Annotated in this window: 21 protein-coding genes and 1 other RNA gene; 7 read left to right on the plus strand and 15 right to left on the minus strand. The window is 68.9% G+C overall.

Annotated elements, in window-relative coordinates:
- Positions 1–471: 471 nt before the first annotated feature.
- The 8 genes from ACFWXQ_RS18185 to ACFWXQ_RS18220 all read right to left on the minus strand — a co-directional run bounded on the left by ACFWXQ_RS18185 (position 472) and on the right by ACFWXQ_RS18220 (position 11,398).
- The gene (locus ACFWXQ_RS18185) at positions 472–1,827 is read right to left on the minus strand and encodes a hypothetical protein (protein WP_383943546.1); all 1,356 of its coding nucleotides are present in this window, start codon (positions 1,825–1,827) and stop codon (positions 472–474) included.
- Positions 1,824–2,141, minus strand: a complete 318-nt coding sequence (locus ACFWXQ_RS18190) for a hypothetical protein (RefSeq protein ID WP_384093027.1) — start codon at positions 2,139–2,141, stop codon at positions 1,824–1,826. Before ACFWXQ_RS18190 ends, ACFWXQ_RS18185 begins: the two co-directional genes overlap by 4 nt.
- Positions 2,142–2,973: 832 nt before the next feature.
- Positions 2,974–4,011: a hypothetical protein gene (locus ACFWXQ_RS18195; protein WP_383943552.1), complete on the minus strand. Its 1,038-nt coding sequence runs from the start codon at positions 4,009–4,011 to the stop codon at positions 2,974–2,976.
- Entirely contained in the window at positions 3,999–4,688 is a 690-nt protein-coding gene (locus ACFWXQ_RS18200; protein ID WP_383943590.1) for a hypothetical protein, read from the minus strand. Before ACFWXQ_RS18200 ends, ACFWXQ_RS18195 begins: the two co-directional genes overlap by 13 nt.
- Positions 4,689–4,969: 281 nt before the next feature.
- Positions 4,970–6,205, minus strand: coding sequence for an acyltransferase (locus ACFWXQ_RS18205; protein WP_383943555.1), 1,236 nt, complete (start codon positions 6,203–6,205; stop codon positions 4,970–4,972).
- 317 nt (positions 6,206–6,522) lie between these two features.
- Complete coding sequence (locus ACFWXQ_RS18210) at positions 6,523–8,718, minus strand: glycosyltransferase (protein ID WP_383943558.1); 2,196 nt, start codon at positions 8,716–8,718, stop codon at positions 6,523–6,525.
- The gene (locus ACFWXQ_RS18215) at positions 8,718–9,941 is read right to left on the minus strand and encodes a hypothetical protein (RefSeq protein ID WP_383943561.1); all 1,224 of its coding nucleotides are present in this window, start codon (positions 9,939–9,941) and stop codon (positions 8,718–8,720) included. The genes ACFWXQ_RS18210 and ACFWXQ_RS18215 overlap by 1 nt, the downstream gene beginning before the upstream one ends.
- A 485-nt stretch (positions 9,942–10,426) precedes the next feature.
- A complete protein-coding gene (locus tag ACFWXQ_RS18220; protein ID WP_383943564.1) occupies positions 10,427–11,398 on the minus strand; it encodes a LysR family transcriptional regulator in 972 nt (323 codons plus the stop codon).
- A gap of 83 nt (positions 11,399–11,481) precedes the next feature.
- Between ACFWXQ_RS18220 and ACFWXQ_RS18225 the strand changes: the two genes are divergently transcribed.
- From ACFWXQ_RS18225 to ACFWXQ_RS18250, 6 genes are all read left to right on the plus strand, one after another.
- Positions 11,482–13,044 (plus strand): MFS transporter, encoded by a 1,563-nt coding sequence (locus ACFWXQ_RS18225; RefSeq protein ID WP_383943566.1) that lies wholly within the window; start codon positions 11,482–11,484, stop codon positions 13,042–13,044.
- 178 nt (positions 13,045–13,222) lie between these two features.
- Complete coding sequence (locus ACFWXQ_RS18230; protein ID WP_383943569.1) at positions 13,223–14,521, plus strand: ABC transporter substrate-binding protein; 1,299 nt, start codon at positions 13,223–13,225, stop codon at positions 14,519–14,521.
- Positions 14,518–15,522 (plus strand): carbohydrate ABC transporter permease, encoded by a 1,005-nt coding sequence (locus ACFWXQ_RS18235; RefSeq protein ID WP_383943572.1) that lies wholly within the window; start codon positions 14,518–14,520, stop codon positions 15,520–15,522. Before ACFWXQ_RS18230 ends, ACFWXQ_RS18235 begins: the two co-directional genes overlap by 4 nt.
- Positions 15,519–16,340 (plus strand): carbohydrate ABC transporter permease, encoded by an 822-nt coding sequence (locus tag ACFWXQ_RS18240; protein ID WP_383943575.1) that lies wholly within the window; start codon positions 15,519–15,521, stop codon positions 16,338–16,340. The genes ACFWXQ_RS18235 and ACFWXQ_RS18240 overlap by 4 nt, the downstream gene beginning before the upstream one ends.
- Positions 16,341–16,374: 34 nt before the next feature.
- The gene (yicI, locus tag ACFWXQ_RS18245; protein WP_383943578.1) at positions 16,375–18,645 is read left to right on the plus strand and encodes an alpha-xylosidase; all 2,271 of its coding nucleotides are present in this window, start codon (positions 16,375–16,377) and stop codon (positions 18,643–18,645) included.
- Positions 18,646–18,647: 2 nt separating this feature from the next.
- The gene (locus ACFWXQ_RS18250; RefSeq protein ID WP_383943581.1) at positions 18,648–19,655 is read left to right on the plus strand and encodes a LacI family DNA-binding transcriptional regulator; all 1,008 of its coding nucleotides are present in this window, start codon (positions 18,648–18,650) and stop codon (positions 19,653–19,655) included.
- Between the two features lie 73 nt (positions 19,656–19,728).
- On the opposite strand, the gene dacB is transcribed toward ACFWXQ_RS18250, so the two are convergent.
- From dacB to ftsE, 6 genes are all read right to left on the minus strand, one after another.
- Positions 19,729–21,342: a D-alanyl-D-alanine carboxypeptidase/D-alanyl-D-alanine-endopeptidase gene (gene dacB / locus ACFWXQ_RS18255; RefSeq protein ID WP_383943585.1), complete on the minus strand. Its 1,614-nt coding sequence runs from the start codon at positions 21,340–21,342 to the stop codon at positions 19,729–19,731.
- Positions 21,343–21,475: 133 nt separating this feature from the next.
- Positions 21,476–21,863: a transfer-messenger RNA gene (ssrA, locus tag ACFWXQ_RS18260) on the minus strand.
- Positions 21,864–22,014: 151 nt separating this feature from the next.
- Positions 22,015–22,548: an SsrA-binding protein SmpB gene (gene smpB / locus ACFWXQ_RS18265; protein WP_186001021.1), complete on the minus strand. Its 534-nt coding sequence runs from the start codon at positions 22,546–22,548 to the stop codon at positions 22,015–22,017.
- Between the two features lie 105 nt (positions 22,549–22,653).
- Complete coding sequence (locus ACFWXQ_RS18270; RefSeq protein WP_383943587.1) at positions 22,654–23,820, minus strand: S41 family peptidase; 1,167 nt, start codon at positions 23,818–23,820, stop codon at positions 22,654–22,656.
- Between the two features lie 67 nt (positions 23,821–23,887).
- The gene (gene ftsX / locus ACFWXQ_RS18275; RefSeq protein WP_055615826.1) at positions 23,888–24,805 is read right to left on the minus strand and encodes a permease-like cell division protein FtsX; all 918 of its coding nucleotides are present in this window, start codon (positions 24,803–24,805) and stop codon (positions 23,888–23,890) included.
- An 89-nt stretch (positions 24,806–24,894) separates the two neighbouring features.
- A complete protein-coding gene (gene ftsE / locus ACFWXQ_RS18280; RefSeq protein ID WP_143632723.1) occupies positions 24,895–25,584 on the minus strand; it encodes a cell division ATP-binding protein FtsE in 690 nt (229 codons plus the stop codon).
- Positions 25,585–25,938: 354 nt separating this feature from the next.
- Here ftsE and ACFWXQ_RS18285 point away from each other — a divergent pair, with 354 nt between their 5' ends.
- Positions 25,939–26,133 carry a hypothetical protein gene (locus ACFWXQ_RS18285; RefSeq protein ID WP_055615824.1) on the plus strand — a complete coding sequence of 65 codons (195 nt, stop codon included), beginning with the start codon at positions 25,939–25,941 and terminating at the stop codon, positions 26,131–26,133.
- A gap of 160 nt (positions 26,134–26,293) precedes the next feature.
- On the opposite strand, the gene ACFWXQ_RS18290 is transcribed toward ACFWXQ_RS18285, so the two are convergent.
- Positions 26,294–26,911, minus strand: coding sequence for an LPXTG cell wall anchor domain-containing protein (locus ACFWXQ_RS18290; RefSeq protein WP_383956743.1), 618 nt, complete (start codon positions 26,909–26,911; stop codon positions 26,294–26,296).
- Between the last annotated feature and the right edge of the window lie 53 nt (positions 26,912–26,964).

Here is a 26,964-nt window from a genome sequence, read left to right on the forward strand (position 1 = left end):
GGGCTTGGTACGAGGGCCCCCGATTCGCCTCATCCACCAATAGGCACGGTGATGCTTGACGAAGACAAGCGGAATTCCCTTCCCGGGCCCTGCAGGATTGGGAATCTCAACCCAAATCCCACCGTCTTCCGCCTCTGAGTGTTCGTCCAATCCGCGAGGCACTCGGGCAAGAACCTGCCAGGGATATGTCCGCAGTACTCGCACCATACGGAAGGCCGTTGGGAAGTACCGGAGTTGAATGAGCGCTCGGTACACGCAGTAGCAGAGCGGCAACACGAATAGGAAGACGAACCCTTGGGACAGGAACACGATCAGCACGTACAGCAGACCGACCCACGTGGCGATCCAGCCGATGAGGCCGATGACGTTCATGACCATGTGCCCTGTCCAAGCCCGGCGAGTCGGCGGATGGTCCCAAGCAGCGCGACAGTCAGTGGGGTTCACGGGCTTTCTCTCTTCGTACAGGGAATGTCAGAAGACATGGCGGGCAAGACCGAGGATCCCGCCGTTGTCGAGGATGAGTCGCGTGCCGTCGATACCTGCAACGGTGCCGTGCTTGATGCCATCGTCATCCGCGTCCACCACTGTGTTGTACAGGCCGTAACCTCCAGTGCCCACGCCGACCAGGCCCGAAGTCGCACCCACGGCCCTGGCCGCTGTCTCAGGGTTGCTGAGGCCTCGCACCGCCCGCGCGATCAGCGGGTTGTCCAGGCCGGCGATGGCCCGCGCCTCGTCCATGGTCTTCGTACCGAGAGTGTTTGCCATCTGCCAGGGCCTGAGTGACTCCGTGCTCCGGGTAAGTGCCCGGGTGCCACTGAACGCCCCCTTGCCGACTGCCCCGATACCCGGGAGCGCACCCATCGCATCGGCACCCACCGAGACCGCGTTGCTCCAGAAGTCGGCATCGAACTCACCTTTGGTGAAGCCGTCCTTCAGCGACTCCCACGTCTCGTCGTCACTGAGCCGCAGACCCAGCGACGTCAAACTCAGCGCCGACGCCGCAAGCATCAACGCCGCCACCAGCGCAATGCCCAACGGCCCTGCAAAAATGATCGCGACGACAGCGATGGCACCGGCGACAAGGCTCAGGATGTCCGGAAGATTGTCGCCGAGCCAGTCCATCGCCGAGTCGAACAACCCCGGCTCGTGCGGCGCCAGTTTCTTCGTCGCGTCCCGGATCTTGCCCGCCCGGTAGTGAGCCTGCTGCTCATGTTCCTCGGCGAGCTTCCGAGCCTTGCCGAGGACCTTCTCAAGGTCGGCTTCCGCCTCGTCGACGGCTGTGTTCGCGCGGGTCAGGGCCTTCTGGGCGTCGTCGTGCGCGGTGCCCTTCTTGTCCAGAGCCGGGTCGTCGCCCGCTCTGGTCGCCTTGCCCTCCGCAGTGTCGACGGCGGCGCGCCCGTCCTTCGCCTCTTCGTCCAGGCGTTTCGCGCGGCGCTGGAAGTCGTCGAGTTCGCCCTCCCAGAGCTTCAGTTGCTTGGCCGCCTTGCGGATGGACCGCGCGGCGTTCTTCAGATTCAGCGGCAGCGGACCGCCATCGAGCTGCTCCCGGAAGGCGACGGCCGCGTCGCCCTTCCAGTAACTGCCGTCCATCAGCCTGGTGACCAGGTCACGCGTGTCTTCGAGGACCTTCGCGCAACCGGCGAGCTTCTTGTGCAGGCCGCTCACCGTCTCGGTGCTGCCCGGTACGGGGTTGAAGCCCAGGTTGGGATAGTCGGGGTTCGGAATGTGCGGCGCGGATTTGAGCCCTTGGGGCTTACCCCGATCGGCGACGTACTCGGCGTCGAGGGGCGCCCCCGGCCGCGGTTCGACGCCGACCGTGTACGTCACTTCTGGTCCCCGCTCTTACCGTTCCCGGCCTTCTTCAGCGCTTCTTCCAGCGCCTTGTCGACCTCGCGGTAACTGTCCCGGCTCTTGCCGATGATCTCGGCGAGGTCCTCGGTCTGCTTGCCGATCTCCTCCGAGCCGTACTTCCAGTCCTCCTGGAACTCCTCGCACGCGGAATCGAGATCATCCGTACCCAGTCCGGTGATGGTCGCCGCGGACAACGCCTTCCTCACGCCCTTGAGCGAATCGGTCGACCTGTTCAGCAGCTTCATGAACCGCCCGAGCTCATCGCCGTCAACAGCCAGCCGCTCCGCCACGCGCCCCTGCTCCCCCGATCGCCGCATGCCATTTGTGCAGGGGAGGGAGGCTAGCTGCTTCTCGCGCTGTCCCGGCCGGCCATGACCGTCGCCGTAGGCACTAGTTGACAGCCCGGAGTCTGCCGCACGGACGCGTTCCTCTCCCTGGTGCCTGCTCGGATGCCGACAAGGAGCCTCGCCCAGGTTCACCCAAAAGGTGGGTCCTCGCGGTCATCGCAACTGGGGTGCGTCCAAACAGCCGGGGAGGCCGTGGCGCCACGGCCTCCCCGGCAAGGAAGGAGTCGGCGGGCGCTGGCAACTTGCCCTTCGGGGTCGGCATTTGCCACTCCCCCGCTGGGGAGGAAGCCCGCATCACGAGAAGTATCGAGGTAACGCCTGATGTCGCTGCGATACACGTAGGTACGGACTGATGAGCTTCGGCACGCCGGGCAGGTTCGCTCCCACTGACCCTCGTATAACTTCGGCCCAGCCACCAACTACTTGACTTGGTCCATGTGGAACTCCCGCATTCCGCTCCCGTTTCCACTCGGCCGCCTCGGCAACAGAATCGCCAGGGACTGAGCCGGTCCGGGTCCCCCAGTGGCCGACGGCCGGGGCTGGGAACGCGGACAAGCAGCCGGTCCTGCGTCGCAGAGTGGGGCGATCACGCGCGGTGGCTCCACACCACCTCGCCGTCCTCGATCTCACCGAAGGAATTCCTGCCCCGAAGGGGGCAACGGTCTTGCCCGCGCGTCTCAGACAGTGCCCCTTGCGGGGTATTCGCTCGCCGGACCCGGGCTCTGCCTCCATTGCAAAACGAGCCCGGGCACTGCGAGTGCTCACCGCCTAGCGCTCAGCGGTTGACGGCCTGGATCTCCTGGACGATCACGTCCTGGTCGGCCCCGAACTCGCCGTCCGGCAAAGGCTGGTCGCCGTTCACGCCGGTGCCAGTCCAGTGGATTTTCCAGGTGACCGTCGCTTGGAGCTTGTAGGAGTCGTCGCCCGAGGAGCGGAGGTACTTCACACCGCACGGCGGGGTCTCGTCCGCCTTGCCCTTCGCGAAGGCCTCGCCGATCTGGTCGCCGTTGAGTTCGCACACGCCGGAGGCAGGGTAGGTCGTCGCGTCGGCCGTGCCCGGTTCGATCTTCAAGGAGATCGGCTCGGCCGTGGTCGTCGCCTGGACGCCCAGCAGCGGGACGGACGCCGTCACCGAAACCGGCTTGAAGTCCGCCGCGTCCAGCCACGCCCACGTCGGCAGGTTCACCTTTGTGGTGCCCTCCGGGGCAAGTTCGACCTTGGTCGAGGGCACGCGTATCTCCGCGTAGGCGAGCTGAGCCAGCATTTCGGGGGTGATCGCCTGCGGGATCTCGGGCGGCGGCGGGTCGCCCGTGTCCACCCAGAAGTAGTCCCTGGTGCAGTCGAGCGCACCGGGATCGCCCTCCCTGCCCTCCGTGACGTAGGAGGCCCAGAAGTAGCCCTCGCCGGCCTTGTCCTTGTTGAAGTCCTTGTACGGGTCACCACCGACGAACTTCTTGCGCTGCTCCGCGTCCCACTCGTATCCGGTCGAGCCCGCCTCCCAGATCGGCTCCAGGTAATTCTTCAGCTGGTCCGGGGAGTACTTGGGGGCGTAATAGCAGGCGGGCGGAGTCCAGTTGGACGCCGTGGAGGTGACCGGACCGGCCGACTGCCCGGATCCGTTCTTCGATCGGTCGAAGACAACGGCACCAGCAGTGGACGTGAGCTTGTCGCCATTGACGTCCGCCGAAACGTCCGTATCAGTCTCCCGGCTGCCGTCGGGCGTGATTTTGGCCCAGGCGCTCGGGGTCCCCAGAGTCGTCAACAGCAGCGTTAGGACGAAGCCGCCGAGTACCTTTCGCTTCACTTCAGGCATTGCTTCGCTCCCGCCGTCGACACGATGCGCGTGGTCTGCCACACACCGTCACTGTTCTTCTCCAGCCGCGTGTTGTAGAGGATGAAGTCCTCGTTGGACGGTGTGGTGACCTTGGCCTTGCCCGTCTTGAGGTCCTTGGCATACCCCTTGCTTTCATCAGCGCAGAAAAGGGCCGCCGCGGCATTGTTGCCGTCGAGCGTCACGGTCCGGCTGTAGTACCGAACCTTGCCCATGATCCCGAGCTTGGCGTCCTTGAATTTTCCAACCCACGTCACCGCAGCTTCCAGCGCCCGGCCGGTGTTGTAGAAGCTCAGCGCCTCGCTCTTGGGGTCGGTACCCGCAATGGCGGCGTTGACCGAGCGCATACGGTCAGCGCTGTCTGCAAGCACTGCGTCCTTGACCGCGTCACCCGTCTTGCCTCCTTCGAAGGTCATCGTCAGATCCGAAGGCAGCTCGATCTTCGGCCGCCCCGCGGCCGCTGGAGCAGAAGCGCTCGGCGAAGCCGACTTCTCGCTTCCTGTGTCGGCGCCCGCGATCTTGTCGTTGTCCTTGTCCTTGGAACTGTCGTCGCTACCGCAGGCGGACAGCGACAGGGCCGCGGCGGCGGTCAGCGCGATCGCTGCGAGCAGGGTGGGGCGGCGGTTCACGGACGGCTCCCGGTGGGGCGAGGGGGTCATGAGCGCAGCCACGCTACCGAGGGGGCTCGACCGACACCAGAGCGAATTACGTCGACGCCATGACTAAATGGTCACCAAAGCTGGCAATCCGGCACACCAGATCACCGAAAAAGCTACGCCAAATAGCGGGCCAAGTCCCTGACTTGGCCCGCGCAAACAGCGTGATGCGAGACAACGCGGGTCGAGGCGAGGCGGGGCGAGGCAAGGCCAAGTGAAGCGACGCTAGGTAGCGCGACGCCCTGCGCCAGCACCAGGCGCAGCCCCACCGGGCCTACCCACCCCTACCGCGCCCCAGCCCGATGCCCCCGCGAGCCGGCGACCCGCTTCTTCGATCCCGTCGGCCACAGCTGTGGGCGGCGTTTGGCCGCCAGGTCCTCTGCCCAGCCGAAGGAGAAGACGCAGGCTCCGATGAGGACCCAGGTGAGGGCGAGGACGGGCCAGGGGCTTTCCAGGAGCCAGGGCACGTTCTGCCACAGCACGTCGAAGTTCCACAGGCGGTCCCACTGCGTCGCCGCGATGAGAATGCAGACGTTGTGCCAGAGATAGATCGTCACGGCACGGGAGTTGAGCAGGGTGATCGGCTTGTCCCAGCGGCGCAGCCGGCGTGGCCATTCCGACCAGGACGGGCTGAAGTGCAGCAGAAGCATCACGGTGCCGCAGGACCAGAGGGCCTGAGCCAGCGGGATGCTGTCCAGGTCGTGTCCCTCGGTGAAGTTGTTGTTCGTGGCGTACCAGAGGCCCAGCAGCGCGATGGCCGGGGCGACCGATGGGACCACATAGCGCGGGAGCCGCTGAAGGATTCCCTCCTGGTGCGCCATACCGAGGATCCAGCACGCGCCGAACGTGCTGAAGTCCGTCAGCGCCGAAGGGATCCGCTCGCCGGGCAGCGACAGGTACTCGAGCTGGAACGCCGCCGACAGCGCGATCGGCGCCGCGATCGTCGCCACCGGCAGCGCGCGCAGGGCGCGGAGCAGGAACGGCGACAGCAGTACGTACCAGAGGTACGCGCGGACGTACCAGAGCGGGCCCGCCAGGTCCGAGGCCCAGTTGTCGCCGATGAAGCCGTGGATTCCGGGCAGCCCCTCCGCGTACGGCGGATCGCTGATCGGGAGGATCCAGAAGGTGAGGTGGAGCAGCCACCAGCCCGGGTGGCCGTCCTCGTCCGGGCCCCAGCCCTGGAGGACCATGCCGGTGACGCCGATCGCGCCGAGCAGCCAGATCGGGGGGATGAGGCGACGGATTCGGCTGCGGATGACCTGCGGGGCCGGGCGCTTCAGCGAGCGGGCCATCAGGTTTCCGGCCAGCGCGAACATCACGCCCATGGACGGGAACACCAGCGGCAGCCAGGCCCAGCCCGTGAGGTGGTAGAGGACCACACGGAAGAGGGCGAGCGCCCGGAGCAGATCGAAGTAGCGGTCCCGGACGGGGCCGGAACGCTTGGCGGAGTCCGGAGCAGCGCCCGAAGCAGCGCCCGAAGCGGAGTTCGAGGCGGAGTTCGGTTCCGGGTTCTGCCCCACGTACGACCCCGAGCCCGCCCCCGGCACGGCACCCGAACCCTGCCCCGGCCCCGGCCCCGGCCTCGTCGCCGTCGGACCTCCGTCCGGGTAAGCCGGTGCTGTGGCGGGGCCGGGGAATGTCCCGTCGTACGAGTCGTGCATCGAGGTGTCCTGTCCGGCCCATGTGCCTGTGCCGGTACCGATTCCGGTACCTGTACCCGTACCGATTCCGGTACCTGTGCCTGCTCCAGTGGTTGTGTCCGTGCCCGGCCACGGATTGCCGGAAGTGCCGGAAGTTCCGGCCGGTTCCGGCCACGGACTTCCGGGGGGCGGTGCGCTCATCCGACCGGCCTCCGGTCCATCTCCGGCTGTTGGGCGGCGGCGCCGCCCGGGCCCGCGGCGCCGGGAAGCCCGACCGCGCCCGTGCGGCGGAGCTTCTGCCAGCGCAGCCGGCCGCCGGTCAGGGCGGTGATCCAGGACTGGAGCAGCACGACGTACATGAGCTGGCGGTACAGGATCTGCTGGAGCGGGAGGGAGAGGAGGTGGGTCATGCGTTCCTTGTCGAGGCGGAACGCGTACGCCGCGCAGATCGCCTGGACCGCCAGGACTCCGAACCAGGCGAGGATCGTCTGCTCGGTGGGGCCGAACACCAGCCCGTAGAGAAGGAACACGTCGATCAGGGGGGCCAGGAGAGGGGCCAGGATCATGAAGAGGGACACCAGGGGCATGCCGACCCGCCCGAAGCGGCCCGACGGGCCCCGTTCGATGACCGCCCTGCGGTGCTTCCAGATCGCCTGCATCGTGCCGTACGACCAGCGGTAGCGCTGGGACCACAGCTGCTGGACGGACTCCGGGGCCTCGGTCCACGCGCGGGCGTTCTCCGCGTACACGACCCGCCAGCCGTCGCGGTGCATCGCGATGGTGATGTCGGTGTCCTCGGCGAGCGTGTCGTCGCTCATGCCGCCGACGCGCTTGAGCGCGGAGCGCCGGAAGGCACCGACCGCGCCCGGGATGGTCGGCATGCAGTTGAGCATGTCGTACATACGGCGGTCGAGGTTGAAGCCCATCACGTACTCGATGTGCTGCCAGGCGCCGATCAGCGAGTCGCGGTTGCCGACCTTCGCGTTGCCCGCGACGGCGCCGACGCTCGGGTCGCCGAAGGGCTGGACCAGCTCGCGGACGGTGGCAGGTTCGAAGACGGTGTCGCCGTCCATCATCACGATGAGGTCGTAACGGGCGTTCGCCACACCCCTGTTGAGGGCGGCGGGCTTGCCCGCGTTGAGCTGGCGCACGACGCGTACGTTCGGCAGGCGCAGGTTCTCGACGATGCGCGCGGTGCCGTCGCTCGACCCGTCGTCGATGACGATCACCTCGATGGGGTGATCGCTCGCCACGAGCGAGTGGACCGTCTGCTCGATGCACTTCGCCTCGTTGTAGGCGGGCACCAGGACGGAGACCGGCTCGGTGATCGGCCGGCCCCAACTGAAGCCGCGGCGGCGGACCTTGCGCGCGTGCAGCACGGAGAGCAGCAGCATCAGCCCGAAGCGGGCGAGGACGAGGGCACCGATGATGGCGAGGCCGACGACCAGCACGGAGGTCGTGTTCTCGGAGGCCTGGACCGCGAGGACCCACGCCTTGCCCTTCACCAGGTCGAGGCCGCCGACCTCGGTGTGCGCGCTGGGCACCTTCAGGGCGGTCGTGAGGGTGTCGAAGCGGTAGCCGTCGTCCTTGAGGCCGCCGACGAACCGGTCGAGCGCGGCCACGGTCTGCGAGCGGTCGCCGCCGGAGTCGTGCATGAGCACGATGGCGCCCTTGCCGCCCTTGGGCATGGCGTTGCTGATGATCTTCTCGACGCCCGGCCTGCGCCAGTCCTCGCTGTCGGTGTTGTTGACGACCGTGATGTATCCACGGCTGCCGATGTACTCGGTCACCGGCCACGACTTGTTGTCCATCTGGCCTGCGAACGACGAGTACGGCGGCCGGAAGAGAGACGTCCGGATGCCGGCCGCGCCCGCCAGCGCGAGCTGGTTCTGGGACAGCTCCCAGTCGATGCGGCTCTTCGACTGCAGCGAGAGGTCGGGATGGTTGAAGGTGTGCAGGCCGATCTCGTGGCCCTCGTCGACCATGCGCTTGACGAGGTCCGGGTAGCGCGAGGCCATGGTGCCGGTGATGAAGAAGACCGCGTGCGCGTCGTTCTTCTTGAGGACGTCGAGCACCTTCGGCGTCCACTCGGGGTCCGGGCCGTCGTCGAACGTCAGGACCAGCTCGCGGTCCGGGACGCCCACGCTGTCCTCCCGGCCGTTCCGGGTGTCGATGACCGGGCCGCCCTCCAGGATCTCCTTGGGGACCCGGTCGGACGCGGCCGGCGACTGGACGCGGTGGTCGGCGAGGATCTCGCTGTGGACGAAGCCGCGCAGCATCAGCATCGCCATCAGGGCGACGAGGATGAGCGAGGGCAGTAGATAGCGCATGGGCAGGCGTCGACGCCGGACGGCGCCCCGCTCTGCACCGCGGCGGCTGGTGCGGGGTGCCATCAGAGGGTGTTCTCCGGGGACTGTGCGGTGGGGGCGGCGCTCGGGTCCGGCGACACGACCGGCCCGGGCGTGAGCGGGTCACCGGCGACCGTGTCGGTGTCGCCACCGGCCGGCGGATTCGACGGGTCGCTGCTCTCGGTGACGCTCGGCTCGGGGTCGGGCGTGACCGGGGGCGTGTTCGACGGCGCGGTGTTCGACGGCTTCGGTGTGGTGGGCTTCGTGTTGGTCGCCGACGGCTTCGGGTCGGCGCTCTTCCCTGTGTCCGTGGGACTGGCGGACGGGCCCGTCGAGGTGCCGGCGCCCGGCGCGTTGCTCACCGTGCCACCCGCCGACGGCGTCACGCCGGGCGAGGGGACCACCGAGCCGGACGGGTCCGCGGAGTCGGCGGGCAGCGGCGGGATCTCGACCTTTCCGGCCGGCTTGTCCTCCTGCTCCTGGCCCAGTTCGGGGAGCCAGGGCGCGCTGGAGTTGCCCGACATGAGCGTGGCGAGGATGACCACCGCGTAGACCGCGCAGGCCGTGCCGACTGCCATGCCGATCCTGCGGTACCTGCGGCTGCGGCGGCCCGTCTCGTCGACGAAGACGGGGCCGTCCGAGGCCTCCTTGGTGCTGGGGGCACCCTTGGCCTGCTGGACGAGCCAGTCCTCCAGCTGCCGTCCCACACCGTCGAGCTGGACCGTGACCTCGTGCGGGTCATGGGTGTGCTCGGGGTGCTCGGACTCCTGCCAGGAATCCTGGGCGGCGTCGGAGTCGGCGTCGTCCCACACGGATCCGCTGGATTTGCTGGACCCGCTGGATCCGCCGAACCCGGCGGGCTCGGTGGATATGACGGGCTCGGTGGAAACGACGGGGCCCACGGCCCCGACAACCCCGACAGCCCCGGCGGAACCGGCGGACCCCACGGACCGGCCTGGCTGCGACCGGCTCACGCCCGGATCACCGTCTCTCTGTTCCCCGCGCTCGCCGCGCTCGCCGCGCTCACCACGATCGCCGCGTTCCCCGCGCTCGCCGCGTTCCCCGCGCTCGCCGTATGTCCGGTGTTCGCCGTCGCTCCACGGGCCGTCACCGCGCAGGCTCTCACCGCGCCGGTCGTCGCTCAGCACGTCGTTGTTCCGCCCGTCGTTCGGCTCGTCGTTCGGCTCGTCGTCGTCCGGCTCGTAATCGACCGGCTCGTCGTCTCTCTGTCGCGGTACCGACGGCGCCGCGGCACGGCGGAACCACACATCGGTTTCACGCCGGTCGGTTTCACGCCGGTCGGTGTCAAGCTGGTCGGAATCCCGCCGGCCGGAATCCCGCCGGCCGGAATCACCACGGCCGGAGTCCCCATGGCCCAAGTCCCCACGGTCGGCGGGTCTGCCGCCGAACTCGTCGCCACCGGGGTCGTTGCGAAACGACTGATCGGTCTCCCGAGCAGCCGCCTGACCGGCCTCACCACGGAACGACAGACTGTCCTTACGACGGGCCGAAGGATCGGCTCCACCCTCGCTCCGGTGATCGGAATCGCTCCGACCCGGTTGGGCGTCTTCCCGCCAACTTTCCACGCGCACGCACATCCCCCCACGGGACTGGTTCACAGGGGTGCGATGTACGACCCGGGCACTCGTACTCGTCGTCCGGACCGGACCCCCATCCGGCCCGAGCGCCCCCTTTATCACACTGCACCCGGCCCATGAATGTAGCGCACGTAAGCAACAGTGAGGGTTCTGTGTCAGCCCCGGCTCATCATGATGAGTGCATCTGTGGCCGGAATCCAACCCTCCGAAGGGCGCTCCAGCCACCCTTCCGCCCCCGCAAGCCGAGCCGCCGCGGTGCGCAACGCCTCCACTCCACGATGCACCAGTCCCTTCCGCCACACCAGCGACACCGGTGACAGCGGAACGGGGTCGACCAGGGGCCGGAGGACGGATTTCGGCATGGCCGGAAAATCCATCACGGCCAGGACGGGGTTTCGTTTCTTGGCCATGATCCTTTGGAACTCCTCGGTGCCGACGGCGAGCGGCGCCGGCGCCGCGACCTCGATCCCGCGTCCCTCGAAAAGCTGACGGGCGAGGTCGGTCCACTCCAGCGTCCGGGGATTCCCGGCTCCTGCGTACACCTGTTCGCCCGCCAGCGCGTCGAGTGGTATGGCATCCATTTCGGCCAGTCGGTGGTCCTCCGGCAGCACGACAGCCATGGGTTCGTACCGCACGGGCTGCTGTTCCAGGCGGGCGCGGACCGCCGGGTCCAGGCCCGCGAACCGGCCGAAAGACGCGTCGAGCCGCCCCGCGAGCAGCTCGGCGGCGGCGCCGGTGAGGCCGCTCTCGAAGCGGGTCATCAGCTCGCAGTCGGGGGCGAGTTCACGGGCCAGGGCCAGCACGCGCCCGGAGACCAGCCCGGGGCTGTTCACGTCCACGAGCAGGGGCCGCTCGGCGTCCGGCGGCCCGAAGGCGGAAAGCAGTTCGTCCTGCGCCTCCAGCGCCCGCCGCGCGTAGGGCAGCAGCCGCTCGCCGTCGAGGGTGAGCGTCACCTGCCGGGTGGTGCGTACGAAGAGGGTGGCGCCCAACTCCCGTTCCAGCCGCCGGATGTCACGGCTGAGGGCCTGCTGGGCGACGTACAGCCGGGCGGCCGCGCGGGTGAAGTGCAGGTCCTCGGCGACGGCGAGGAAGGCGCGCAGCAGGCGGGGGTCGAGGTGGGCGGGCATCCGGCGAACCTACAACGCGGGTGCGTGAATCGGTACGGAGTAAGTGTTGGACCCCCGCCGAAGGCCCGGGCGAACGTTGATCCATGCCGCGACCAACCCGACCAACCCGACCAGCCCGACTACCCCGACCACCTCTCCAGCAGCCCCCTCGGCCCTACCCCCGACCCCGCCTCCTCCCCCACCCCGACGCACGTACGACCGTCCCCGCCGTCACCGCCGACAGCCTGGTGCTGGCCGATTTCGGACCGCGGCGACGGACCTCCCGCCCGGAAGGGCGGCCTCGGCGCGACCCCAACCCGTACCGCCGCAACCCGTTCCGCCGCAACCCGTACCGCCGCCTCTTCACCATCCCCGGCACCCGGGCCTTCACCCTCGGGAACCTGGTCGCGCGGCTCCCCATGGGCATGTTCAGCGTGAGTGCGGTGATCATGATCGCGGGGGCGCGGGGCTCATACGCGCTCGCCGGTGCCGTCACGGCGACCGGGCTGGCGGCGACGGCGGTCGTGGCGCCCTGGACGGCACGGCTGGTCGACCGGCACGGACAGGCGCGGATCGCCGTGCCCGCAACGGCGGTCGCCGCGCTCGGCTCGCTCGCGCTGGTGCTCTGCGTCCGGTACGGGACGCCCGACTGGACCCTGTTCGCCGCGTACGCCGCCACGGCCACCACGCCCAACACCGGCGGTATGTCCCGGGCACGCTGGGCGCATCTCCTGAAGGGCGATCCGGTACGCCTCCACACCGCGAACTCCTTCGAGCAGGCCGCCGACGAGCTGTGTTTCATGCTCGGGCCGGTGCTGGCCGCGTTCCTGTGCGGGGCGCTGTTCCCGGAGGCCGGCACCCTCGTCGGGGTCGCCCTGCTGCTGACCGGCGTGCTCACCTTCGCCGCCCAGCACTCGACGGAACCGCCCGCCCGGGGCCGTACGAGCACAGCGACGCGGTCGCCGGTCCGGGCACCCGGGATGCCGCCGCTGCTGGTCGGATTCCTCGCCACCGGAGCGGTGTTCGGCTCGATGGAGGTGGTGACGATCGCGTACGCCGACGCGCAGGGGCACCGGGCGGCGGCCGGGATCGTCCTCGGGCTCCAGGCCGCCGGATCGTGCGCCGCCGGGCTCCTCTACGGGGCTCTGAAGCCGTCGGGCCCGGCCGGGCGGCGCCACCCGTGGACCCTCGCCGCGATGGCCCTCCTGATGTGGCTGCCACTGCTGGCGGCCTCGCTCACGGGTTCCCTCGTGGTGCTCGCCGGGGCGCTGCTGGTGGCGGGGATGGCGACCGCCCCCGCGATGGTCACCGGCATGACCCTGGTCCAGCACCGCACGTCCGAGGGCCGGTTGAACGAGGGGATGACCCTGGCGGTGACGGGGCTGCTGGGCGGGATCGCCTGCGGGGCGGCGGCCGGCGGCTGGGCTGTGGAGCACGTCTCGGTGACCACCGGCTACGGAGTACCGGTCGCCGCGGCGGCAACCGCCCTCCTGATCTCCGTCACGACGACGACGGGCCGCCGAGCCCCGGCCTCAGCCTCAACCCCGGCCTCAACCCCGGACCCAGCCCACACCCAGGCCCCGGACCCAGCCCAGCCCCAGCCCCAGCCCCAGCCCCAGCCCCAGGCCCAAGCCCAGGCCCAAGCCCAGGCCGAGGCCCAACGCTGAAGACGCCCCGCCCGTCCGACCCCCCGAACACCCGCCCCAATTCGCGCGCACCCCATTGACGCGCTCACAGCCCCCACATACGTTCCCCCGTCGAAGCGCTTCGACGTCGCGCATCGAAACGATTCGATGAGCGCTGCGTGATGTCCCGATACCCATCCGACTCCCCCGGAGGCACTGGATGTTGACGGCACGAAGGCGTGTGACGGCCGCGGCCGCGTTGGTGATGAGCACCACCCTGCTGCTGGCCTCCTGCGGCGGTGACTCGGGCAGCGGGTCCTCCGACGGGAAGACGTTGAAGCTGTGGCACTACGAGGCGCCCAACAGCGCCATGGGTGTGGCCTGGAAGGAGGCCATCAAGGAGTTCGAGAAGACCCATCCGGGCGTCGAGGTGAAGTTCGAGGAGAAGGGCTTCGAGCAGATCCAGAAGACGGCCCCGATGGTCCTCAACTCCAATGACGCGCCCGACCTCATGGAGTACAACAAGGGCAACGCGACGGCCGGGCACCTCTCCCAACAGGGGCTGCTCACCGACCTGTCCGCGGAGGCGGCCAAGCGCGGCTGGGACAAGAAGCTCAGCGCCGGTGTGCGGACCACCAGCCAGTACGACGCCAAGGGCGTGATGGGTTCCGGGAAGTGGTACGGAATCCCCAACTACGCCGAGTACACGATGGTGTTCTACAACAAGGACCTCTTCAAGAAGTACGGGATCGCCGAGCCGAAGACGTTCGACGAACTGACCGCCGCCATGGACAGGTTCGTCGACGAGGGCATCACCCCGCTCGCCAACGCGGGCGCCGAGTACATCGCCCACCAGTACCTCTACCAACTGGCCCTGTCGAAGGCCGACCGCGCCTGGGTGGACTCGTACGAGCTCTACAAGGGCGAGCCCGACTTCCATGACACCGCCTGGACGTACGGCGCCGAGACCTTCGCGGACTGGGTGAAGAAGGGCTACATCAGCGAGAAGTCCACCGGTACGAAGGCGGAGGACGCCGGGGTCTCCTTCATCCAGGGCAAGAGCCCGATCCTGTTCTCCGGCAGCTGGTGGTACGGCCGGTTCGTCGCCGAGAGCAAGGTCGACTGGGGCACCTTCCTGTGGCCGGAGTCGAACATGACCCTCGGTTCGGGCGGCAACCTCTGGGTGGTCCCCAAGGGCGCCAAGAACAAGGAGCTGGCGTACGACTTCATCGACATCACCATGTCGAAGAAGATCCAGAACCTGCTCGGCAACAACGGCGGAGTCCCGGTGGCCGCCGACCCCGCCGCCATCACGGACCCGCGCTCCAAGGGGCTGATCGCCAACTTCAACACCCTCGCCGAGCGGGACGGGCTGGCCTTCTACCCCGACTGGCCGGTCGCCGGCTTCTACGACGTGCTCGTCTCCGAGACCCAGAAGCTGATCACGGGAAGCGCGAAACCGGACGCCTACCTGGACGCGGTGGAATCGGCGTACGAGAAGGGCGTACAGGCCCCATGACGGTCACCGTCGAACGGGGCGGCCGAGGCAGTCGGAGCGGACGAGGCAGTCGTCGAGGCGGTGATGTTGTCGAAGCGCATCACCGCGCGAAGGGACCGCGCCGCCCCCGCGACTCGTACGCGCTGTTCCTGCTCCCCGGCGTGCTCGCCTTCTTCGCGGTCATCGTCGTGCCGTTCCTGATGAACACGGGCGTGAGCTTCACCGAGTGGCAGGGCGTGGGTACACCGAAGTGGACCGGGCTCGCCAACTACCGGGAGCTGATGGACGACTCGGAGTTCTGGGCGTCCTTCCGGCACAGCCTGTTCATCGTCGTGGCGATGGCGGCCGTACCGACCGTCGTCGGACTCGTCCTCGCCGCAGCCCTCTTCGACTTCGTCGGCAAGCACTTCGGCAGCCGGACGGTCGCCGTGCTGCGGGCCTGCTTCTATCTGCCGCAGGTCCTGCCGATCGCGGTCGCGGGCATCGTGTGGAGCTGGATCCTCGCGCCGGAGAACGGCTCGCTGAACGAGCTCCTGAAGGCCATCGGCCTCGGCGGCCTCCAGCAGGACTGGCTCGGCGACCCCGACCTCGCCCTCTACACCGTCATGGGCGTGATGGTCTGGGTGCAGATCGGCTTCCCACTCGTCGTCTTCATGGCGGGCCTGCAACGCGTAGACCCCCAGCTGTACGAGGCCGCCGAGCTGGACGGGGCGGGCTGGTGGCGGCGGTTCTGGCACATCACGCTGCCGCAGATCAGACCCGAGATCTACGTCGTGCTCCTGTGGTGCACGATCGCCGCGCTCAAGGTCTTCGGCGCGGTGTACGTGCTCACGAAAGGCGGGCCCGGCGGGGCGACGAACGTGCCCTCCTACTTCTCCTTCACCACGTTCTTCGAGAAGACGCAGGTGGGCTACGGCGCCGCGATCTCCACCGTGCTGACCGTGATCATCCTCGTCCTCGCCCTCGCGGGGCTGAAGCTCCAGACCCGCGCCGAGGATGCCGAGCAGGGGGTCGTGCGATGACAGCCGCCCGTCGCTATCCCGTCCTCGTAGCCCTGTTCATCGGGGCCCTCTTCATGGTCCTGCCCTTCCTGATCGTCGCCGTCAACGCGGTGAAGTCGCCCGCCGAGTACTCGTCGAACGGCCCGCTCAGCCTTCCCGAGGGCGTCTACCTCGACGGCCTGAAGGACTTCTGGCAGCGCGTCGACTTCGGGCAGAAGCTGGTCAACTCGGTGCTCATCAGCGGGTCGGTGGCCCTGGGCGCCGTCGTCCTGTCGGTCCTCAACGCGTACGCGATCGGCGTCGGCCGCATCAGGGGCCGCACCTGGGTGCTCGCCTTCTTCGTGCTGGCGAACATGCTGCCGCAGGAGGCGCTGGTCTACCCGGTCTACTACCTGAGCAAGGAAGCGGGCCTGTACGACACCAGGCTGAGCGTGATCATCGTCTTCGTCGTGATCCAGGCCGCCTTCGGCACGTATCTCCTCGCCTCCGTCCTCGGACAGTTCCCGCGCGAGATCATCGAGGCCGCCCGGATCGACGGGGCGAACAAGTGGCAGGTGCTGTGGCGGATCGTGGTGCCCGTCAGCCGCCCCACCATCGGCGTGCTCCTGGTCTTCTTCTTCATCTGGACCTGGAACGAGTTCCTGCTCCCCCTGGTCATGCTGATCTCCAACGACAACCAGACCGTGTCGGTGGCGCTCGGCGTCCTCCAGGGCCAGCGCCTGATGGACGCCACGATGACGAACGCGGCCGCGCTCCTGGGTGTCCTGCCCGCCCTCGTCTTCTTCCTCGTCTTCCAGCGGACGCTCACCCGCGGCATCGCCGTGGGCGCGGTCAAATGACCGCCGTGGGCGCGGTCAAGTAAGGGGTGTGCGTGTGAAGTTCACCGACGGCTACTGGATGCTGCGCGAGGGCGTGAGCGCCGCCCATCCGGTCGAGGTCCTCGATGTGACCGCCGGGCAGGGCGTGTTGGCGATCCACGCGCCGACGCAGCCCATCCGGCACCGCGGCGACCTGCTGAAGGGACCGGTCGTGACGATCAGCGCACACGCGCCGATGCCGGACGTCATCGGCGTCACGTTCACACACTTCGAGGGCGAGGAGTCGCGCGGCCCCCAATTCGAGCTGGGCAAAGAAGAATTCACCGCACACGCGGAGTACGACGAGGAGTCCGCGACCCTCACCGCGGGCGCCCTGTCCGTGCGGGTGAGCCGCACCGGCCCCTGGCACGTCGACTTCCTCGCGGACGGCCGCACCCTGACCACCAGCGGCGCCAAGGGCATGGGCATCATGCGGGACGCGGGCACGGGCGGCCACTATCTGCGCGAGCAGCTCAACCTCGGTGTGGGCACCCAGGTCTACGGACTCGGCGAGCGCTTCGGGCCACTCGTCAAGAACGGCCAGGTCGTCGACATGTGGAACGCCGACGGGGGCACGGCCACGGAACAGGCGTACAAGAACGTGCCGTTCTATCTGACGGACGCGGGCTACGGCGTGTTCGTCGACCATCCGGGCCGGGTGTCCTTCGAGGTCGGCTCGGAGGCGGTGTCCCGGGTCCAGTTCAGCGCCGAGACACAGCAGTTGACGTACTACGTGATCTACGGCCCGAGCCCGAAGGACATTCTCCGCAAGTACACGGCGCTCACCGGCCGTCCGGCGCTGCCGCCCGCCTGGTCGTTCGGGCTGTGGCTGTCGACGTCCTTCACCACGTCGTACGACGAGACGACCGTGACCTCCTTCATCGACGGCATGAAGGAGCGTCAACTCCCGCTCTCCGTCTTCCACTTCGACTGTTTCTGGATGCGGGAGTTCAACTGGTGCGACTTCGAGTGGGATCCGCGGGTCTTCCCAGACCCGGAGGGGATGCTGGCCCGGCTGAAGGAGCGCGGGCTGCACATCAGCGTCTGGATCAACCCGTACATCGCGCAGCGCTCCCCGCTGTTCGCGGAGGGCAAGGCCCTCGGCCACCTGCTGAAGCGGCCGGACGGCAGCGTCTGGCAGTGGGACCTGTGGCAACCGGGCATGGCACTGGTCGACTTCACCAGTGAGGCCGCCCGCGACTGGTACGCCTCGAAGCTGGAGGCGCTGCTCGCGCAGGGCGTCGACTGCTTCAAGACCGACTTCGGGGAGCGGGTCCCGCTCGACGTGGCGTACGCGGACGGCGGCGACCCCGAGCGGATGCACAACTACTACACCTACCTCTACAACCGGACCGTCTTCGACGTGCTGCGCAAGCACCGCGGCGAGGGCGAGGCCGTCGTCTTCGCGCGCTCGGCGACCGCCGGCAGCCAGAAGTTCCCCGTGCACTGGGGCGGCGACTGCGAGGCGACGTACGAGTCGATGGCGGAGTCGCTGCGCGGCGGGCTGTCGCTCGGCCTCTCCGGGTTCGGCTACTGGAGCCACGACATCGGCGGCTTCGAGGGCACCCCGACCCCGGCCCTCTTCAAACGGTGGCTCGCCTTCGGCCTGCTCTCCTCGCACAGCCGCCTGCACGGCAGCTCCTCCTACCGGGTCCCCTGGCTCTTCGACGAGGAGGCCGTGGACGTCCTGCGCCTGTTCACCCGGCTGAAACTGCGCCTCATGCCGTATCTGTACGAGGCCGCCCGCACCGCGCACTCGGAGGGTGTGCCGATGATGCGCGCGATGCTCCTGGAGTTCCCGGACGACCCCGGGTGCGCGCACCTGGAACGGCAGTACATGCTCGGCCCGGACCTGCTGGTCGCGCCGGTGTTCTCCGACGACGGCGAGGTGTCGTACTACGTGCCCGAGGGCACCTGGACCCACTTTCTCACCGGCCGGCCGGTGACCGGTCCGCGCTGGGTGTGTGAGAAGCACGGCTTCTCCAGCGTGCCGCTCCTCGTCAGACCGGGCGCGGTGATCCCGGTGGGAGCCGTCGCTGACCGGCCGGACTATCCCCACGCGGACGGGGTGACCCTGCACGTGTACGGGCTCGACCGCGGCGCGCAGGTCACGGTGCCCGTGGACGGCGTGACCTTCACCGTCGTACGCGAAGGTGACACACTGCGGGCCTCGTCGAGCAATCCGTCGGCGCCCTGGGCCCTTGCGGCCGGGGAACGGGTGGCGCGGGCGAAGGCCGGGACCGGGTTCCTCTCCCTCGAACTGGGCCCCGAGTCGGAGCGGGGTTGAGCATGGTGAAGATCACCGACGTGGCACGGCACGCGGGAGTGTCCGCCAGTACCGTCTCGTACGCGTTGAGCGGCAAGCGCCCGATCTCCGAGGAGACCCGGCAGCGCATCGAGGACAGCATCCGCGAACTGGGCTACCGGCCGCACGCGGGCGCCCGGGCCCTCGCGAGCAGCCGGTCGAACGTGCTGGCGCTGGTGGTGCCACTGCGGACCGGCATCCATGTGCCGGTGGTGATGCAGTTCGCGGTGTCCGTGGTGACGGCCGCGCGCCGGCACGACCACGACGTACTGCTGCTCACGCAGGAGGAGGGCGAGGACGGGCTGCGCCGGGTCGCGGACACCGCCCTCGTGGACGCGCTGATCGTGATGGACATCCAACTCCACGACCGGCGCCTGCCGTTGCTGCGCGCCCTGGACCGCCCGTCGGTCCTCATCGGCTTCCCGGCCGAGCCCGCCGGGCTGACCTGCATCGACCTGGACTTCAGGGCGGCGGGCGAGCTGTGCGTCGAGCATCTCGCGGGCCTCGGACACCGGGTGATCGGCCTGGTGGGCTCGCCACCCGAGGTGTACGTACGCGAGACCGGGTTCGCCCAGCGGGTGGTCCAGGGCTTCACGGCCGCGGCCGACCGCAACGGCCTGTCCTCCTCGGTGCACCCGTGCGAGGCGGCACCCGCGGCGGCCCGCCAGGTCGCCGAGCAACTCCTGCGGGAGCGGCCCGCGTTGACGGGTGTCGTGGTGCACAACGAGCCGGTCCTTGAGCCGCTGATCGACGCGTTCGAGTCCCTCGGCCTACGGGTCCCTGGGGATCTGTCGGTCACGGCGATCTGCCCGGACGAGGTGGCCGGACAGACCCGCGTCCCCGTCACCTCGATCGCCATACCGACCGCCGAGGTGGGCACGGGAGCGGTGGAACTGCTGATGAGGAAGCTCGGCGGCGCCACGGCCGTACCGGAGGCCACGCTGCTGTCGCCACGGCTGACGGTACGGGCGAGCACGATGCCGCGGCCCTGACCGGCCCGAGCCCTGTTGGGTCCAGGGCGTCGAAGAGACGCCCTGGACCGCACCTCACCCCTTCACCACTCGCTCAGCACTCCACCGGCTTGCGCCAAGAGCACTCCAGGTCCCCGTTCCGCTCGGCCGCCCGTGCGCTGCCGGGCTTCACGAGTACGGCCGCATCCGCCGTGGACCGCGCCAGTGTCACCACGATCGCGTCCTCCAGCGGCTTCACGGAGGAGGCGAGGTAGTTGTTGAGCACGATGCTGTAGACGAGTTCGCGCCCGTCCGCGTCCGTCACGTACCCGGAGAGCCCGGACGCCCCGGTCAACGAGCCGGTCTTGGCGCGGGCGTTGAGCGCTGCGGGCGTCCCGCACATCCTGGTCCGCAGGGTGCCGCCGACGAACCGGTCGGGGCCGCAGGCGACCGGCAGGGACTTGTACCAGTCGGCGTACCAGGGCTCGGCCCGTACCGCGAGCAGCAGCTTGGCGAACTGGCCGGCGGTGAAGTTGTTCATCCGGGAGAGCCCCGAGCCGTCGACCTGCCGCAGCTTGCCAGTTTCGACGCCGACGCCCTTCACGTAACCGCTGACGGCGGCGAGCCCGGCGCTCCAGCTCCCCTCCCCCGAGACCTTCAGGCCCATGGCCTTGGTGAGGATCTCGGCGTGCATGTTGTTCGACAGCTTCATGAAGGGGATCAGCAGGTCCTTCAACGGCATCGAGGCGTGCGAGGCGAGCTGCCGTGCCCCCGCAGGTGTGGCGCGCCCGAGCCGTGTCGGCCCGGTCACCTTCACCCCGTGCGCGGCGAGCGCGTCCCGGAAGACGGCGGCCGCGTACCCGGTGGGCTCCCACACGCTCACCCACTCCGTGGCGCCGGAGCCGCCCACGGGCGTCGTACCGCTGACCACGATGGTGTTGGTGCCGTGCTCCCGCTCGACGGTGAGGTCGTTCGAGCCGCCCGCGGCGACGGTCGTGGCCCGGACGTCCAGGTCGACGTAGTCCGTCTTCGGTGTGACGGTGACGGTCGGCTCGTCCCCGGCCGCCGCGCCCGGCGCGACCTCCACGATCACGGTCCCGGTGTCGTAGTCGGTGTCGGGCGCGACGCTCAGCGCGCTGATCTGCGCCGAGTAGTACGCAGACTCGTCGTCGGCGGCCCAGGAGCGGCCGAGGCGGGCGCTGTCGAAGCGGGTGTCGTCGGCGAGGAGCCGCCCGTCGACACGGGTGACGCCCGACGCGGCGAGGTCGGCGGCCAGTTTGTCGTAGTCCTTGGCGAGTGCGGTCGGGTCGCCGCTGCCGCGCAGATACAGATCGCCGCGCAGGACGGGGCCCTGCCGCCTGCCGTTCGTCAGGACGTCCGTCGTGAACCTGTGGTCGGGGCCGAGGATCTCCATCGCCGCGGCCGAGGTGGGCAGTTTGGTGTTGGAGGCGGGCATCAGCCGCTCGGTCGGCCGGTGCTGGTACAGCACGTCGCCGCTCGTGGCATCGGCGACCACGACGCTCGCCGTCCCGCCCTCCATCCGGCTGTCCCCGAGGATGGTGTCGATGGCCTCCGGCAGTCCGCTCCGGTCGGCGTCCGCACCGGCCGGCGAACCCGAACCGAGCGCGGCCGCCGCGAGCCCGATCACGACGGGCCAGATCCACCGTTTCATACGGGAGTCGACGCGCTCCCCAGAACTCTTCGCGGTTCTACTCACGGGTCTGCTCATGCCACAGGAGCATCCCGGACGACGGGCCCCGTGGACAGTAGGCGTCCGGCAGCGAAACCGCGCACGGTGCAACCGCCCGGACACGACAAAGGCCCCGCTGCCTGGGCAGCGGGGCCTTTGCTTAACATGGGATGAGTGGAGATGGCGGGAATCGAACCCGCGTCCACCGGTGCAGAATCAGGGCTTCTCCGTGTGCAGTTCGCTTCGATTTTCTCGGCCCCGGTGATCACGCGAACAAGTCGCCGACGGGCCCAGTCACTGTTTGATTTCCCATCGAACCCCGTGACCGGGCTCGATGGTTTAGTTCCCTAGATTATGCCAGGGTCCGGGTCGGGAACACCCCCGGGCTGACACCCTTTTAGGGTCCTTCAGTCGCTGTTATTAGGCAGCGAGGGCGAAGGACTGGGAATCGCTCTTGGAATTGGCGATTATTGGTTGCGACATATGGTTAACGAGATCATTGCCGCTTCCTCGACACGCTTCCCCTGCTTCAACATCCGCTGTCGAAACCGATCATCCCCATGTTGATTTTTCAAGCCTCTCCGGAACTTCTCCAAGCGAAGAGGTGCGCACCCGCTATGAGGTGCAGTGCCATCGTACGTGACCAACGCGCACCCATGCCACCGTATTCCCGGCGGCGAGGCGCCCACCGGCCCGCCACCCGGCCCGCTGCTACTCGCCCCGCTGCTTCCTCTTGGCCGCGGCGATGGCCCGGTCCGACTCCCGCCGGTCCTGCTTCTCGCGGAGCGTCTGCCGCTTGTCGTACTCCTTCTTGCCCCGGGCGAGCGCGATCTCGGCCTTCGCGCGGCCGTCCTTGAAGTACAGGGCGAGGGGGACGATCGTGTGACCCGTCTCCTCGGACTTCGACGCCAGCTTGTCGATCTCCTCGCGGTGCAGGAGCAGCTTCCGCTTGCGGCGCACGGTGTGGTTGGTCCACGTGCCCTGGCTGTACTCCGGGATGTGGGCGTTGTGCAGCCACGCCTCGTTCCCGTCGATCTGGACGAAGCCGTCGGTCAGCGAGGCCCGGCCCTGGCGCAGGGACTTCACCTCCGTGCCGGTGAGGACGAGCCCGGCCTCGTAGGTGTCGATGATGGCGTAGTCGTGCCGCGCCTTCTTGTTCTGCGCGACGATCTTGCGCTTGCCGTCCTTGACCTTGCCTGAGGTGCCCCCTCCCTGCTTCGGCTGGGATTCTTTCGGTACGTACATGCCCTTGCTCATAGTGCTGGCCATTTTCGCACTAGAGGGGCCCACGAGGGAAAGCCGATTACGGGAGAGGCGGACCGTCGGCCGGGAATACCGGGTCCGGGTCGGCTACGAGGGGTCGCCGAGCCCGCTCAGTACGGTCTCGGCCCGCTCCAGCGAGCCCTCCTCGGCCTCCAGGTCGGGGGTGATGCCGCGGCCGTCGACACCCCGACCTGAGGGGGTGCGGTAGTGCCCGACGGTCAGCTCTGCGACGGAGCCGTCGGGCAGCCGGCTCGGCATCTGGACCGAGCCCTTGCCGAAGGTCCTGGAGCCCACGACGACCGCGCGGCCGCGGTCCTGCAGGCCCCCGGTGAGGAGCTCGGCCGCGCTCATCGTGCCGCCGTCGACGAGCGCGACCAGGGGTCTGGTGGTGTCACCGCCGGGATCGGCGTGCAGGGCTCGCTGATCGCCGTTCACGTCGTACGTGGCGACGAGGCCGCCGTCGAGGAAGGCGGAGGCGGCGGTGACGGCCTCGGTGACCAGGCCGCCGGAGTTGCCGCGCAGGTCCAGGACGACCCCGGTGCCCGTGGGGGCGTCGGCCACGGCGGTCCGTACGAGGTCTCCGGAGCCCTTGGTGAAGGCGGCGACCTTGATCACGGTGACGCCGCCGGGCAGTTCGCGGACCGTCACGGAGTCGGTGGACAGGCGGGCCCGGCGCAGAGTCTCGCGCCACGCGCGCGTGCCGCGCTCAAGGCCGAGAGCGACGGTCGTTCCGGCGCTCGCGTCGGTGGCGTCGCCCCTCAGTAATGAGACGACCTCCGTGACGGGCCTGCCGTCGACCCGATGGCCGTCGATGCTGCGCAGCCGGTCGCCCTGCCGGATGCCGGCGGCCTGCGCGGGTGAGCCGGACTGCACCCGGGTCACCTCGATACGTCCGTCGCGCTCGCGCCTGGCCCACAGGCCGACGCCGGTGTACTGGCCGTCGAGGGCTTCCTCGAACTCCTCGTACTCGCCCGGGGAGTAGACCGCGCCCCAGCGGTCGCCGCTGCGGCTGACGGCCCGCTCGGCGGCCTCGACCGGGGACTTGCCGTCGGCCATCGCCTCGGCGGCGGCGTCGGCGACGTCCTCCTGGTGACCCGCCGGGGCGGACCTGCCGGCCGGGGAGGCGCTCTTGCGGCCCGAGGTGTCGAACGAGCCGGTCGCGGCGCCCGCCGCGAGAACGCTCGCGAAGACCAACGTCAGGGCCGCCCCGCGGCCGAAGCGGCGGGGCTGACAGAACAGGTCACGGCCTGACATGCCGGTGAGTCTAGGACAACGAGAAGGGCCGTACCGGCGCTTGCCGGTACGGCCCTCTTGTCATGCGTCACACCTTCAGGTACTTGCGCAACGCGAAGAACGCGGCAAGCGCGGGCATCAGCAGACTCGTCGCGAGGATGAGCGGCAGCTTGGTGAGAACGGCGTCCCAGCCGATGAAGTTGATCAGATTCAGCTTCTCCGACAGGGCCAGACCGTGGTCGATGATGAAGTACCGGGCGATCAGCAGGAAGGCACACGCCACCCCGCCGCCGATCAGTCCGGCGACCGCGGCCTCCATGATGAACGGCGCCTGGATGTAGAAGCCGGAGGCGCCCACCAGGCGCATGATCCCGGTCTCACGCCGACGGCTGAAGGCGGAGACGCGCACCGTGTTGACGATGAGCATCAGCGCGACGACGAGCATCATCGCCATCACCGCGCGGGCGGCCCAGTTCATGCCGTTGAGGAGCCCGAAGAGGTTGTCGAGGATGCCCTTCTGGTCCTGCACGGACTGCACGCCGTCACGGCCGTCGAAGGCGGTCGCAATGACCTGGTACTTCTCCGGGTCCTTCAGCTTGATGCGGAAGGACTCCTGCATCTGGTCCGGGGTGAGCGAGGCGGCGAGCGGGGAGTCGCCGAACTGCTCCTTGTAGTGCTTGTACGCCTGGTCGCTGGACTCGTGCGAGACGGTCTCGACGACGGACATCTTGTCGAGGTCGGTCTCGATCTGCTTCTTCTGCTCGGTGGTGACCGCTCCCTTGGCGCAGTTGGGGTCGGACTCCGCGTCGCTCTTGTTGCAGAGGAAGATCGAGACGTTGACCTTGTCGTACCAGTAGCCCTTCATCGTGTTCACCTGGTCGCTCATCAGGAGCGAACCGCCGAACAGGGCTAGGGACAGGGCGACCGAGACGACGACCGCGAAGGTCATCGTCAGATTGCGGCGGAGACCGACACCGATCTCCGACAGAACGAACTGGGCGCGCATGGCGTCTTCTCAGGCCTTTCCGTGGCGGATGCGTGGGGAGTCCTCCCCCCTGCTCTGCGGTGGCGCCGAGAGCGTGAGGGAGGTCGCGGTCAGTGCTGGTAGCCGTACACGCCGCGCGCCTGGTCGCGGACTAGTCGGCCCTTCTCCAGCTCGATGACGCGCTTGCGCATCTGGTCCACGATGTTCTGGTCGTGCGTCGCCATCAGGACGGTCGTGCCCGTCCGGTTGATCCGGTCGAGCAGCTTCATGATGCCGACGGAGGTCTGCGGGTCGAGGTTTCCGGTGGGCTCGTCCGCGATCAGCAGCTTGGGCCGGTTGACGAACGCTCTCGCGATCGCCACCCGCTGCTGCTCACCGCCGGACAGCTCACCGGGCATCCGGTCCTCCTTGCCGCCGAGCCCGACGAGGTCGAGCACCTGAGGCACGGACTTGCGGATCTCGCCGCGCGACTTGCCGATGACCTCCTGCGCGAAGGCCACGTTCTCGGCGACCGTCTTGTTCGGCAGGAGGCGGAAGTCCTGGAACACCGTCCCGAGCTGGCGGCGCATCTGCGGCACCTTCCAGTTGGAGATGCGCGCGAGGTCCTTGCCCAGGACGTGCACCTGACCGTGGCTGGTCCGCTCCTCGCGGAGGATCAGCCGCAGGAAGGTGGACTTTCCGGAGCCGGAGGACCCCACCAGGAACACGAACTCGCCTCGCTCGACCTCCAGGGACACATCCCTCAGAGCGGGGTGGGTCTGCTTGGGGTAGACCTTGGACACGTTGTCGAATCGGATCACGGATGCACCACAGGCCGTCGGGGATATCGGGGCTAGATGAGCGTGACCATACGCGACCCGGGTACACGCGCGCAGTCGCCGGGAGAGGTTGCGCAAGGGTTGTGCGCTTTTGTGCGGGGCAACCTGAGAAGAGGGCTCGAGGACCCCGCCCCGTAAGGGGCGCGGGGAACTGCGCGACCAGCCACACACAGCCTGTAGCCGCGGGACAACGCAAGCCACCCCTCAGGAGGCGCCCTGCCCAGCCCCCGCACAAGAACCCGCGCACCCTCCGGAGGAACCTGGCACAGTGGAGGGGGAACGTATCCGTTCCCGAGAGCGTTGTGTACGTGGAACCGGTGCAAGGAGGGCGAGCGCATGACGTACGACCGGCTGGTGTGCGCGAACTGTGCCGCGCCCGTGAACGAGGGCCGCTGCCCCGTCTGCCGCGCGAACCGAGCGCGGCTGCAGCAGGAGGGCCCCTTCGGAGGCGGCCTCAACCCCATGGCGCTGATCGCACTGCTCGCCATCCTGATCGCGGCAGTGGCACTGCTGGCCCACCAGACCGCGTAGGACGCGCGCGAGGCACGAGCGGGGCACGGCACGAGGCACGGCGGCAGCGGACGGCACACGGCGCGGACAAGACATGAAGAAGGGCCCGGAGCTTCAAGCTCCGGGCCCTTCTCACGCACTCACGTCACGCACTCACTAGCGCGTACGCCCATGACGTCCGTCAGGCAGCCGCGCCGCGGCCGTTCATGAGGCGGGGCAGCATACGGAAGCCGATGCCGCCGGCGATCATCGTCGCGGCGCCGATCAGCAGGTACGTGATGTTCTCGGCGGCGCCGGTCTCGGCCAGCTCGCCACCGGTGCCCTGGGCGGAGGTGTCCGAACCGGTGTCGGTCAGGCTCTCCTTGCCCGCGCCCTGCTCGACCGGCTGCGAGCCGCCGTCGGGGTCGGTGTCGTTGCCACCGGTGCTGCCGCCGTTGTCGTTGCCCGGGTCGCTCGGCTCAGAGGTGGGCTTGTCGGTCGGCTCCTCCGTCGGCTCGGTGGGCTCCTCGGTCGGCTCCTCCGTGGGCTCCTCGGTGGGCGGCTCCTCGGTGGGGTCCGTCGGAATAACCGTCGGCTCCTCGGTCGGCTCCGTGGGAGTCGGGGCCGGGGTCGTCGGGTCCTCGACACCGATGCCGACCTCGACACCGCTCTGGTCGGCGGTGGCGCCGACGTTCAGACCGCCCACCTCGACACCGACGTCGAGAGCCGAAGCGGCACCGGCGGCGGTCAGCGAAGCACCGGCGGCGATCACCGCGCCGGCGGCTATCCGCGCGATCCGGATACGCGTCTTCTTGGTCATCTGGTTGCTACCCCCAGTAGCTCATCGTCAATGGTGCAGCGCCCGGGGCCGCG

The organism is Streptomyces sp. NPDC058697 (assembly GCF_042715345.1).
Taxonomy (GTDB): Bacteria; Actinomycetota; Actinomycetes; order Streptomycetales; family Streptomycetaceae; genus Streptomyces; species Streptomyces liliifuscus.

Coding starts and splice junctions, on each gene's coding strand:
- ACFWXQ_RS18220 (WP_383943564.1), bottom strand. CDS start 11,398: ATGCCCGCCCACCTCGACCCCCGCCTGCTGCGCGCCTTCCTCGCCGTC.
- ACFWXQ_RS18270 (WP_383943587.1), bottom strand. CDS start 23,820: ATGTCAGGCCGTGACCTGTTCTGTCAGCCCCGCCGCTTCGGCCGCGGG.
- ACFWXQ_RS18285 (WP_055615824.1), top strand. CDS start 25,939: ATGACGTACGACCGGCTGGTGTGCGCGAACTGTGCCGCGCCCGTGAAC.
- ACFWXQ_RS18290 (WP_383956743.1), bottom strand. CDS start 26,911: ATGACCAAGAAGACGCGTATCCGGATCGCGCGGATAGCCGCCGGCGCG.
- ACFWXQ_RS18235 (WP_383943572.1), top strand. CDS start 14,518: ATGACGGTCACCGTCGAACGGGGCGGCCGAGGCAGTCGGAGCGGACGA.
- ACFWXQ_RS18200 (WP_383943590.1), bottom strand. CDS start 4,688: ATGACCCCCTCGCCCCACCGGGAGCCGTCCGTGAACCGCCGCCCCACC.
- ACFWXQ_RS18210 (WP_383943558.1), bottom strand. CDS start 8,718: ATGGCACCCCGCACCAGCCGCCGCGGTGCAGAGCGGGGCGCCGTCCGG.
- ACFWXQ_RS18240 (WP_383943575.1), top strand. CDS start 15,519: ATGACAGCCGCCCGTCGCTATCCCGTCCTCGTAGCCCTGTTCATCGGG.
- ftsX (WP_055615826.1), bottom strand. CDS start 24,805: ATGCGCGCCCAGTTCGTTCTGTCGGAGATCGGTGTCGGTCTCCGCCGC.
- ACFWXQ_RS18195 (WP_383943552.1), bottom strand. CDS start 4,011: ATGCCTGAAGTGAAGCGAAAGGTACTCGGCGGCTTCGTCCTAACGCTG.
- ACFWXQ_RS18250 (WP_383943581.1), top strand. CDS start 18,648: ATGGTGAAGATCACCGACGTGGCACGGCACGCGGGAGTGTCCGCCAGT.
- ACFWXQ_RS18230 (WP_383943569.1), top strand. CDS start 13,223: ATGTTGACGGCACGAAGGCGTGTGACGGCCGCGGCCGCGTTGGTGATG.
- smpB (WP_186001021.1), bottom strand. CDS start 22,548: ATGTACGTACCGAAAGAATCCCAGCCGAAGCAGGGAGGGGGCACCTCA.
- ACFWXQ_RS18225 (WP_383943566.1), top strand. CDS start 11,482: ATGCCGCGACCAACCCGACCAACCCGACCAGCCCGACTACCCCGACCA.
- dacB (WP_383943585.1), bottom strand. CDS start 21,342: ATGAGCAGACCCGTGAGTAGAACCGCGAAGAGTTCTGGGGAGCGCGTC.